11 protein-coding genes and 1 pseudogene are annotated in these 10,333 nt (G+C 63.9%); 4 read left to right on the plus strand and 8 right to left on the minus strand.

Annotation, left to right across the window (positions count from 1 at the left end; all coding sequences use genetic code 11):
* Nucleotides 1–336, plus strand: a 336-nt coding sequence (locus RHODMAR_RS01820) for an FCD domain-containing protein (protein WP_042937598.1), incomplete at its 5' end; no start/stop codon positions are given.
* Here the strand turns inward: RHODMAR_RS01820 and RHODMAR_RS27375 are convergent.
* Nucleotides 335–505 (minus strand): annotated as a pseudogene (locus RHODMAR_RS27375) (steroid 3-ketoacyl-CoA thiolase); the annotation flags it as partial. The gene RHODMAR_RS01820 and the pseudogene RHODMAR_RS27375 sit on opposite strands and share 2 nt — an antisense overlap.
* Before the next feature lie 181 nt (nucleotides 506–686).
* On the opposite strand from RHODMAR_RS27375, the gene RHODMAR_RS26825 reads away from it, so the two are divergent.
* On the plus strand, nucleotides 687–938 hold the full coding sequence (locus tag RHODMAR_RS26825) for a hypothetical protein (protein ID WP_081605870.1): 252 nt from the start codon (nucleotides 687–689) through the stop codon (nucleotides 936–938).
* 36 nt (nucleotides 939–974) lie between these two features.
* On the opposite strand, the gene RHODMAR_RS01830 is transcribed toward RHODMAR_RS26825, so the two are convergent.
* From RHODMAR_RS01830 to dcd, 7 genes are all read right to left on the minus strand, one after another.
* On the minus strand, nucleotides 975–2,090 hold the full coding sequence (locus tag RHODMAR_RS01830) for a fused (3R)-hydroxyacyl-ACP dehydratase subunits HadA/HadB (RefSeq protein ID WP_008710655.1): 1,116 nt from the start codon (nucleotides 2,088–2,090) through the stop codon (nucleotides 975–977).
* A 50-nt stretch (nucleotides 2,091–2,140) separates the two neighbouring features.
* Nucleotides 2,141–3,109, minus strand: coding sequence for a rod shape-determining protein (locus RHODMAR_RS01835; protein WP_042937602.1), 969 nt, complete (start codon nucleotides 3,107–3,109; stop codon nucleotides 2,141–2,143).
* 140 nt (nucleotides 3,110–3,249) lie between these two features.
* Nucleotides 3,250–3,537, minus strand: a complete 288-nt coding sequence (locus tag RHODMAR_RS01840) for an ANTAR domain-containing protein (RefSeq protein WP_008710668.1) — start codon at nucleotides 3,535–3,537, stop codon at nucleotides 3,250–3,252.
* A 150-nt stretch (nucleotides 3,538–3,687) separates the two neighbouring features.
* Entirely contained in the window at nucleotides 3,688–4,761 is a 1,074-nt protein-coding gene (locus RHODMAR_RS01845; RefSeq protein ID WP_008710669.1) for a hypothetical protein, read from the minus strand.
* An 81-nt stretch (nucleotides 4,762–4,842) separates the two neighbouring features.
* Nucleotides 4,843–6,285 carry a CYTH and CHAD domain-containing protein gene (locus RHODMAR_RS01850; protein ID WP_008710670.1) on the minus strand — a complete coding sequence of 481 codons (1,443 nt, stop codon included), beginning with the start codon at nucleotides 6,283–6,285 and terminating at the stop codon, nucleotides 4,843–4,845.
* Between the two features lie 50 nt (nucleotides 6,286–6,335).
* Nucleotides 6,336–7,505 (minus strand): Hsp70 family protein, encoded by a 1,170-nt coding sequence (locus RHODMAR_RS26830; protein WP_008710671.1) that lies wholly within the window; start codon nucleotides 7,503–7,505, stop codon nucleotides 6,336–6,338.
* Nucleotides 7,506–7,610: 105 nt separating this feature from the next.
* Nucleotides 7,611–8,189, minus strand: coding sequence for a dCTP deaminase (gene dcd, locus RHODMAR_RS01860; RefSeq protein ID WP_008710672.1), 579 nt, complete (start codon nucleotides 8,187–8,189; stop codon nucleotides 7,611–7,613).
* A 140-nt stretch (nucleotides 8,190–8,329) separates the two neighbouring features.
* Between dcd and RHODMAR_RS01865 the strand changes: the two genes are divergently transcribed.
* The gene (locus RHODMAR_RS01865) at nucleotides 8,330–9,043 is read left to right on the plus strand and encodes a hypothetical protein (RefSeq protein ID WP_051047718.1); all 714 of its coding nucleotides are present in this window, start codon (nucleotides 8,330–8,332) and stop codon (nucleotides 9,041–9,043) included.
* Nucleotides 9,040–10,333 (plus strand): Rv1355c family protein (locus RHODMAR_RS01870; RefSeq protein WP_008710676.1); only part of this gene is annotated, 1,294 nt, incomplete at its 3' end. The genes RHODMAR_RS01865 and RHODMAR_RS01870, both read left to right, overlap by 4 nt.

A 10,333-nucleotide genomic window follows, 5' to 3' on the forward strand; every position in this document is an offset into this window, starting at 1 on the left:
CAGTTCTTCGAGCTGGACGAGCAATTCCACCAACTGCTCCTCGCGGCCGGAGGACACTCCGCCGCATGGCGGTCCGTCGAATCGGCGAAGGCTCACCTGGACCGGGCTCGCCGACTCGGACTTCGTGACACTCGGCCCATTCCCGACCTCATCGAGCAACACACCGCAATAGTCGACGGCCTCGAAGCACGAGACTTCGAGGCCGCCGCACGATCGATGCGCGAGCATCTGCGTGCCGTGTTCGCCGATGTGGAGTACATCAAGAGCAAGAGCCCACACCTGTTCTCCAACAGTAACGAACGACCGACGCGCAAGGTCGTCTCCAGCTGGGAGTAAGTGCGGCTCCGCTGCCACCGAGGGGATGACCGATGGCGATGGCACCGTCGTTGACGTTGACTTTGTTCAGGTCAGCGCCGGTCTCCTTGGCCCATGCGAGCACCACCGACGCGAAGGCCTCGTTGACCTCGAACAGATCGATGTCGTTCATGGTCAGTCCGGCTTTGGCGAAAGCTGCCCGATCCGGTGGAGCCCACCCAGGAGGGCCAGGCCCTCGAGTCCGATGCCTCCCTGTGGGACCGCAAACCCAAATACGATCCGGCCATCGGGATCGTTCGCTGATTCTTTCGCGCGTCTCGGCGGCATCGTTCGAGTCACACCGCCTCGACGGCGAGTGCGACTCCGAACCGATGAAGCCCGATTGGCTCGCCATCAACGCACCCGACGGGTCGTGGCGCATCGCGTTCCGGCAGATCGACGCTCTTCCCGAAGCAACGTGGCCGGACGGCGAACACCCGCAGATGGCGCACCTCGATTTCATGGTGAACACCGTGGCCGAACTCGACGAAGAACCCCTTCTGCATCTTCGTGGGGGCGTGAACGTCACACATCTACGCCCCTCATCGGAATCCGCACCCCCTGCACGCGGTGCGGATTCCTAACCGGGGCGCAGATCCCCACACCACTGCCGCAGGCACTCAGCCCAATTGCACTGTCGCGGTTGCGCGGTGGCCGAAGATTCGCTTGCCCTCGAATGTCGCACCGATCGAGATGACCGCGGTGCGCGTCGCCTCGTCCTTCGATTTGATCTTGCCGCTGAAGACGATTACGGCAGGCTTGTGAGTATCCACCGGGATGGGGGTGGTGAAGCGAACCGTGTAGTCCTTCACAGCGCCCGGGTCGCCGAGCCACTCGCTGATGTATCCGCCGCCGACGCCCATCGTGAGCATGCCGTGCGCCAGGACGTTCTCGAGGTCGATCATCTTGGCGAACTTCTCGTCCCAGTGAATCGGGTTCGCATCACCGGCGACGCCCGCGTAGTTCACGAGATCGCCACGGGTCAGACGCACCGTGCGCGGCGGCAGCTCGTCTCCGACGTTCACCTCGTCGAACTTCTGCGTCGGCTGACCCCGGTATTCCTCGACGATCAGTGGCTCGTGTTCCTGAGGGGTGGACAGGGTGTCGTGTTCACCCGCGGCGGCGACTGCAGCATCCATCGACGCACCGAACATCACCAGGTTGCGAGCGGCGTCGGCAATGGCCGGGTCGATTTCACCGGACCGTCCGACGAGCAGAGTGGTGTACGTGGTCTGCACCAGTTCGTTCTTCTGGTTGGACACGACGTTCTTGGTGACCATCATGTCTCGACCCATGACCGTCTTGAAGGAGTCGAGCGAGACGTCGCACGTCAGCTGGTCGCCGGCAAGGATCGGCTTCTGGAAAATCAGAACCTGATCGGTCTGCAGAATCTGACTCAGGTCGTAACCTTCGGCGATGGACTCGAGCAGTTTCTTCTGAGCGAGGGTGCCGACCAGGGACATGAATGTCAGAGGTGCGACGAGAGCGCTGTGCCCCAGGGCCGCCGCGGCGTCGCCGTCCCGATGAGCGGGGTGGAAATCCTGGACCGCACGGGCGTACTCGCGGATCTTCTCGCGACCGACCTCGTAGTAGTCCTCGGTGCGGTAGTGATAACCGACCATGCTCCGCGCGTGCTCTGCCGGATCGAATGCTTCTCCGTCGGCTGCTACCGCGCCGGACTCCGCTACCTGCTCTGCCACTGTCGTCCCACCGTCTCGTCCCCTACTGTTCATCATTACCCGAGCAACCTACCCAACAACGGCGCTGGTTGGGTAGGTCGGGTGTGTCAAGCAGAACGGTGTCGAGGGGTGTCTCGATAGCCCACCATGCCCACCATGCCGCCGTATTGCGATGGCCCGCCTGCCGGGCTCATCGCGCCTCGCGGGTGATGTTGGCGCGCAGCGACCGCATCGGCGGCCATCAGCGCAGCACCGTGCGCAGTGAGGGACTCCGGATTGGACGGCGCGATGACCGGCAACATCAGGTCGCGTCGAAACAACCGGCGAAGCGACGGGAGGTTGGCACAACCACCCACCATCACCAACGCGTTCACAGCACAGGGCGAGTCGACGATGACGCTGGCCACCCAATCCTCCAACGAGCGGATGCTGCGTTCGAGAACATCGTCGAATGTGTTGCGCCACAATCGGACCGGTCCGCCCACGAAGGGTCCGGCAACCTCGGCCACTCGCAGCCTCGACAGTTGCTCGCGTGCCGTACGGATTGCGACCATCAGGTCTGCTCGGGCGCTGTCGGATTCCAACTCGTCCGCTCCGTACGTCGAGAGCAAGTAGCGAGAAATCTGCTCGTCGCACCCGATACCGCCGAAGAGCACGGTGCGCACCGAACTGTACACCGTGCCGGTGGCCGGATCCGCGATGGACATCGTGGTGCCGGACGCGCCGATGTCACAGATCGCGACGGTGCGAGCTCCTTCCAGCTGGCCCGTACCCCGGAGAAACCGCAGCTGGGCACCGAGTTCCGACGCGACCAGCAGACGATCGGCCTCGTACGTGGAATATGCCGACGTCCGGCCGCGCGCACCGGGATCATCGGGCACGGCCAACACGATGTCGGCTCGCTGGACCGACTGATCACTGGACATGGAGTCCACCAGATCGAGGGCGACCTGAAGATGGTCGCCGGGATCGAACGAGTGGATGATGTGGGCAGACCGCACGGATTCGTCGATCGCATCGACCGCGACACCTCGGGCAGTGGCAGAACCCACCGAGACTCCAAGGACTGTTCTCATGTTTCCTCGACTCGATTGGCTACTCCGACCAGCCGATAGTAGCCCTCTAACCACCTTTCGGACAGCATTGTGTCGATTTTTATAAACTCAGAGTTTGTTTTGGTAGATCCCACAAGCGTGGGCGCCACATTCCGTCAGCGTCAGGCGACGTGACCGAATGGATCACGGCGGTCGGCCAGCAACGAGCCCCAGTCTTGCTGCGCCGATGTCATAGCCGCCCCGGCGACGCCGTTGGCCGAGTCCATACCGCGCGCGGCCGCGACGATCGAACGAGCCGACTGCACCAGAGATACATCGAACCGGAAGCTGTGCGCCGCCAACTCGGCGAACGCGTCCTCGGGACTGCAGCCACGCAGCGCGATGAGGACACCGACTGCCCTGTCGATGGTCGTGCGGGTCACCAATTCTGCTGCGGGATTGTCGGTCATCGGATACTCACCGTCTACTGGTCGATCACCCGATGGTAGCGACGCTCGAGCAGAAGTTCAGGTGTCGAAGTCGAATTCACGTACCCGTCACACGGCGGACTTTTCCAATTATCAAAACTGCTCGCTCACAGTGCAATCAGCGAATTCAGGTCACTCGACCGGGTTCTCCGCCGGTTCCGAGACGGTGGAAGTGGTCTCGGGGGCCTCGGTGGTCGTCGTCGGAGAATCCGTGGTCGTCGTCGGAGAATCGGTGGTCGTCGTCGGAGAATCCGTGGGCGGCTCCTCGGTGCCGGTCTCGGGTTCGGGTTCCGGTTCCGGTTTCGGTACCGGGTTGGGCTTCGGTTTCGGTTTCGGTTTCGGATCGACCGTCGCAGTGTCCGGACTGCCATCATCGGATTTGTTGCTGCCCGAGTTGCCACCCTCGCCGACCGGCCCACCACCCGTCGCCTCGACGGCCGGGGACGGCACCGGACCAGCCGGTAGCGTCTCGCTCCGCACGTCCACGGGTACCGGCCCGTACACAGGTGCCTCGAACAGCCCTGCCTCGACGGCCGGAACCGTCGACGGGTCAGGAGGTACGCCCGCGGGACCCGCGATCGCCGGCACCGACGACGGCGCACCTGCCTCGCTACCGCTCGACGGGATCTCGGCGACATCGCTGATGTCGGCCGTGCCGACCACCGGGTTCTCGGCCGGACGGACCGCTGTCAGCGCCCAGACCGTCGCACCGCTGAGTGCAGCGAGAACTGCCACACCCAAGCCGATCATGGCCAGTCGCGCACTGCGTGAGGTATCGGTCCCTCTCCAGCCCTGATCGCCGGTCGCACTATCGTCGGCCGTAGGACCGCCCGTCGACCTGGCAGTGGCCGGAATGCCGATCTGTGCCGCTGCGATTCCCAGCGGGAGCTCGTCGTCCAACCGCGGATCTCCGGCATCCACCACCGCCACGTCGCTGACATGGTGCGCCGCCAGAGCGGCGCGAACGATCCCGCACAGCAGCAGGCTGTCGCAGACAATCGCCGAACGGGCTATGTGCAGGTCGTGTTGCGCGGCCTGCACGCGCATGATGCCGAGCATCGTGGTGGCCGCGTCACCGACACCGCCGGGAACCGACGCAATGGAGACCGTGCGAGCGGCAACGGGTCCGAGTTCGGGCAGTTCGGCCTCGATCAGCACAGCCGAGATTTCGTCGACACCGACGTGTACGCCAAGCGCAATGGACATGATCGTCGACTCCCCCGAATCCAATTCCGACCGAGAGTACACTTCGAGCGACAAATCGGGTAAACGAATTGTTTTGGGCGATCAGAACTCGAGCTGGCTCGCCTCGTCTCGGGCCGACTCGGCCGCGCGCCGCTCGCGTTCGAACAGCACTCCGAAGGTGAATCCGTTCTCCCCGGCCGTCGCTCCGGCCCGCGCGCCCAGGGTCCGCAGAATCTCGGCCGCGATGACCGCGTCCTGATGCTCGCCGAGCACTTCCTGAATCGTTTTGAAACGCTTGATGTGCGCCTTCGACACCTTCTTGTCCACCGCCGGCGCGACCAACTCGGCCGCGTAGCGAGCACGCTTGGCCGCCTTGCGAGCACGATGCAACGCCTCGTCGTCCGTACCGCCCACTGCGCTGCGCGTGCGATCGATGGCCTTCTTACCCGCCTTCCGCGCAAGCTTGACGAGCGATCGGTCACCGACCTCACCGTCGATCGGCAACCCACGCGACCACAAAGACAACATAGTCAGCAACGCGCGATAGCGGTCACCGTCGAGTTCGGCCATCACCGACTCGCGATATCGAATCTGCTCGGCCAGCAGATCGTTCTCGATCCGCGAAGCCACCGGCCCCAGCACCCATTCGGGTGGAAGTTCGCGCAGCGCTGCCGCGAACCGAGCGCGCTGTACCTGACGATCTCGAACCTTGCCGAGAATGCTTGCATACCAGGATAGTTCGGTTTCCAGATGAGCAGATGGCTCGTCCTCGAACACGCTCGAGAACACCCGAAGGGTGCTGCGGTAGCGTCTGATGGCCACCCTGGTGGAATGGATCGGATCCAACCCACGGCGCAGATACACGTCCCCGGCGACGATCGCCTGCACCTGTTCGTCGAGGTAGTCCGTCAGCAGCCGGACTCCGGTATCGGCCGGCACCTCACGCACCACGGACAGCGCCCGATCCAGCTTCGACGGATGCGCGGACGGGCGAGCCCCGGCAGCAATGAGGACCTTGCCTGCCTTCTTCAGGAACGACTCCGAGCCGGCGGGTCCGAGTTCGACTTCGACCTCCCGCCACTGTGGACCCGTCGCTCCGCCGATCAGCGTCGCCGACACCTCGTCGTCGGCGATTTCCGCGATTACGGCACCGTCGGGGTCCGAGACGGTGTGCACCGTCCGACGCGTCGTCAGGGTCGCTACCGCGGACAGCTCATCGCCCATCACCGCGCCGCGAAGCACCTCGGTCAGCTCGTCCGGCACCGCACTGGTAGCACCGCTGCCGAGAGGAAGCCGAATCTCGGTTCGCGCCTTCTCGGCCGGAACCTTTGCATGCCAGCCGTTGTCGGAATCCCCGGTGCGCCGTCGCACCGTGATTCCCCGGCGCAACAGATCATGCCCGACGGTATCGAAGTACTCGCTGGTCAGGTGAGTCTCGCTCGATACGAGTGCGCCGTCGGCGGGCACCAGGGAAGCGAGAACGGGCAACTGGAAATCTGCATCGACGTCGAATTTGTCTTCACGCTCGGTCTGAATCGACTCCATACCGACCATCCTGCCTCGAGCACCGGGGCCGACGGCACCGGAAGCCGCAGTCATGTCACCCTCGCGGGATCTCCCACTTCGGGAGCGGAAAATCGACCGTCCGAGTGGGGCGGGTGGTGATCGGACGCGACGTCGTCGTCGTATCGGTCGCGACCGAGATGCCGAGACTTGCTTGCCCTTGCCATTCGCGTGGACGAGGTGCCGCTGTGTCTCGGGCGCTTGGAGACCACCGCGCTCGCGGGAGAAGCAGCGGCCATGTCGCGCTCTGCAGAATCGGTACCGACGGCCGCGAACTGCTCGGTGGGCGCGTCGTACGCCATCGGCGCAGGCCGGCGACCGACCGTCCGAGCAATCCCGGCGGCCCCGCGCGCCGCCAACAATTCAGGCCGTTCGGGCACGTAGACCGGAATCGAGACCGCGTCGAACAGGACCTGCCGCACGATCTGCGTATTGGCACCGCCGCCCATCGCAACGAGGGCATCGACGTGGATGCCCTGTGCTCGGACGACGCCCAATACCTCGGCTGCCATCGAGACGGTTCTCCGCACGGCATCGCCGATGAGCTCGTCGAGATCGCCTCGCCACAGTGACGCGCGTCCGCCGACGAACGGTCCGCGAATCGAGACGCTGCGGACCGACGACAGTTCGTGTTTGCCGACTCGGACGTCGGACACGAGCCGACGACGAGCCTCGACCGTCAGCGCTTCCGCTGCCCCGAACATGCCGATGAGGTGATCGCAGAGCATCCGATCGCAGACGTCACCGCTCAGTTCATCGGTGCGACGTGATGCGAGAACCCGACCGCTGCCGACCTCGACGACGGCCACCGAAGTACCCGACGCGCCGACGTCGAGAAGTGCCACGCACTGTTCACCTGCCAGCACACCCGTCTCTCGGAGCGCAACCAATTGGGCACCGAGCTCCGAAACGAGCACAACGCCGTCGGAGAAGTCCTGGTCGTATGCCGTCCTCGGATCACGTTCACGCAGCGCGAGTACCGAATAGAAGTCTGCGGACGCGTACTCGTTCGCCAGGTGGTGCACCAAGGTGATGACGGTGTCCCAGGGATCGGGGGCAAGGCCGTTGGGCGCAGGGTGGGAGGCGACGGGTTCGTGTACTTCCAGAACCGAACCGGGGCGAGCGTCATCGCTGATCACGCTGCGGACACCACTCGAGCCCAACGACGCACCGAGTACACAACCACCGGTCAGCGCGGACATGTGAAACCTCGCTCTGGTAGGCCCCAACACACGTTGTGCATCAGAGTACCGCTAGAACCGTCCCTCGATCACGTTCCACGCCCGCAAAACAAACTGCAGGATCAATTATTCGACGCTCGACCGGACGAAATTCAGGTATGCCTTCGACGGGGTGGGGCCACGCTGGCCCTGGTACTTCGATCCGACGGCGGCGCTGCCGTACGGGTTCTCGGCCGGTGACGAGAGCCGGAAGAGGCACAGCTGCCCGATCTTCATTCCCGGCCACAGCGTGATCGGGAGATTGGCGACATTGGACAGTTCCAGTGTGATGTGGCCGCTGAAGCCCGGATCGATGAAGCCCGCCGTCGAGTGGGTCAGCAGGCCCAGCCGTCCGAGAGAGCTTTTTCCTTCGAGCCGTCCGGCCAGGTAATCCGGCAACGTCGTCAATTCCAGTGTCGAGCCGAGCACGAACTCCCCCGGGTGCAGCACGAACGGCTCGCCGGCCTCGGGCTCGACCAGCGACGTCAACTCGTCCTGTTGCAACGCCGGATCGATGTGCGTGTAGCGAGTGTTGTTGAACACACGAAAGAGCTTGTCGAGCCGTACATCGACGCTGGACGGCTGAACCATCGACGGGTCGAACGGTTCGATCCCCAGGTTCCCCTGGGTCACTTCGGCACGGATATCACGGTCGGAGAGCAGCACCTCTGCAGGCTACTGGTCCAGCAGTGTCTCCCGCGACACACCTGAGTCCCGGTGTCGACGAGTAGCCAGGCAAAACAAAAGCCGCACAATCGACCGGCACCACCTTTCACATTCGGGCAACTCCTATCAGGAAGAGTGAAATGAGAATTCCAATCGAGGTTCCGTCGTACCAGGACCATCGATCGCAATGCCGCATTGTTGCCACCACACCACAGAAGGAACCGGTGTTGTGGAAACAATTTCTCGACGGTGCTCAGGAAAGCTATATGCGACACGGTGTCACGACGGCACTGGAAATGCCGACCATCCGAGACGGCAGCACCACTGCACTGTTCTTCGCGGCACTCGACAACTCCGGAGCAATGCTCGGCGGGGTTCGGGTGCAAGGCCCGTATTCCTCGGTAGACCAGTCGCATGCACTCGTCGAATTCGCCGGATACCCGAATGGCCTACGCCACGTTCACCACATGCTCGACGAACGCATCGAGCACGGAGTCGTCGAACTCAAGTCGGCATGGGTCGCACCGAACGCACCCCGCGGCCGCGCCGTCACGGCAATGATCGCGGAATCACCGGCCTACAGCACAGCCTTGCTGGGCGCGCGGTACGCATTGGCCACCGCGGCCTCCCACGTACGCACTGCGTGGCTCGACACCGGCGCGATCATCGCCACCCAGATCGAACCCATTCCCTATCCCGACGAAAGGTACCGAACCGAGGTGTTCTGGTGGGACAGGCGAACTCTCGCGTTCGACGCCGAGCTCGCCACCTGGCGACGGATGCGGCGCAACACAGCTTCGTTGCTCGCCCACCGTCGAGCGGCCGTCGAGCTCCCGGAAGCGGTGGCCTCATGAGTGATCGAACCGCAACCGGCCAGTGCTGGAAGCCTGTGATATTCGACGAGACGGACGACACACAACGCTGCGCACTCGACGAACTCAGACAGGACGCGAACCTGACATTTCTGGACGAGCGCGAGACTCAGAGAAACGGCCTACGCGCTCTTCTCCCCAGCCCGGGGCAGAGTCTGCTCGACGAGGCAGACAGATGGGTCTACTTCCCGTGGCGAAAAACGGTGGTGGCCGTTCTCGGACCGCACTCGTTTCGACACCTGAGACTCGACAGAAACAGGAACAAGATAACACTGGCCGAACAGAATTCCTTGGGAGATCTCACCATAGGAATCATCGGTCTGAGCGTCGGGCACGCGATTGCCCACACCCTCGCACTCGAAGGAATCTGCGGGACGCTACGCCTCGCGGATTTCGATGAGATCGAGCTCTCCAACCTCAACAGAATTCCGGCGTCCATCCTCGATCTGGGCATCAACAAAGCAGTCGTCGCAGCGAGACGCATTGCCGAAATCGATCCTTATCTACGTGTGGAGATCGCCCAGGACGGGATCACCGAGAACACCATCGACGGGTTCTTCGACGGCCTCGACCTGCTGGTCGAGGAGTGCGACTCACTCGACGTCAAGGTTCTTGCGCGCGAAGCCGCCAGGTCGCGGCGTATCCCGGTGCTGATGGAGACGTCCGACCGCGGCCTGCTGGACGTCGAACGCTTCGACCTCGAGCCCGAACGTCCGGTGTTCCACGGCGTACTCGGCGAGATCGACGGTGCGAGTCTGCGCGGGCTCGGCACCCGCGACAAGATTCCGATCGTGCTCGATCAGCTGGACGCCGCACTGCTCTCGGCCCGCATGGCCGCGTCGATGGTGGAGGTGAGCGAAACGATCCACACGTGGCCACAGCTGGGCGGAGACGTCCAACTCGGCGGTGCCACCATCGCCGCCGCTGTTCGACGCTTCGGCACCGGAGCGGACCTGCCGTCCGGACGAATCCGTATCGATCTCGATACCCACCTCGACGCGCTCACGACGCCGGCTCCGACCCGGCGGACAGAACTGCCTGCGGCCGATACTTCGGTCGGCATTCCTGCGAGCGCAACCGATCCCGACGCGATAGTCCTCGATGCCGCTCGACGCGCGCCCTCCGGTGGAAACAGTCAACCGTGGACACTGTCGACGGACGGCCGCACCGTGACGATCGGTGTGGATCGATCGCGAACCTCGTCCCTCGACATCGCCTTCCGCGGTAGTTACGTGGCAGTGGGCGCCGCCGCTTTCAACGCTCGAGTGGCAG

Origin of the sequence: Rhodococcus sp. AW25M09 (assembly GCF_000333955.1) — a bacterium.
GTDB lineage: Bacteria > Actinomycetota > Actinomycetes > Mycobacteriales > Mycobacteriaceae > Rhodococcoides.

Excerpts from the sequence above, each read along its gene's own strand:
- RHODMAR_RS26825 (WP_081605870.1), top strand. The coding sequence starts at position 687 with ATGAAGCCCGATTGGCTCGCCATCAACGCACCCGACGGGTCGTGGCGC.
- RHODMAR_RS01830 (WP_008710655.1), bottom strand. The coding sequence starts at position 2,090 with ATGATGAACAGTAGGGGACGAGACGGTGGGACGACAGTGGCAGAGCAG.
- RHODMAR_RS01835 (WP_042937602.1), bottom strand. The coding sequence starts at position 3,109 with ATGAGAACAGTCCTTGGAGTCTCGGTGGGTTCTGCCACTGCCCGAGGT.
- RHODMAR_RS01840 (WP_008710668.1), bottom strand. The coding sequence starts at position 3,537 with ATGACCGACAATCCCGCAGCAGAATTGGTGACCCGCACGACCATCGAC.
- RHODMAR_RS01845 (WP_008710669.1), bottom strand. The coding sequence starts at position 4,761 with ATGTCCATTGCGCTTGGCGTACACGTCGGTGTCGACGAAATCTCGGCT.
- RHODMAR_RS01850 (WP_008710670.1), bottom strand. The coding sequence starts at position 6,285 with ATGGAGTCGATTCAGACCGAGCGTGAAGACAAATTCGACGTCGATGCA.
- RHODMAR_RS26830 (WP_008710671.1), bottom strand. The coding sequence starts at position 7,505 with ATGTCCGCGCTGACCGGTGGTTGTGTACTCGGTGCGTCGTTGGGCTCG.
- RHODMAR_RS01865 (WP_051047718.1), top strand. The coding sequence starts at position 8,330 with ATGAGAATTCCAATCGAGGTTCCGTCGTACCAGGACCATCGATCGCAA.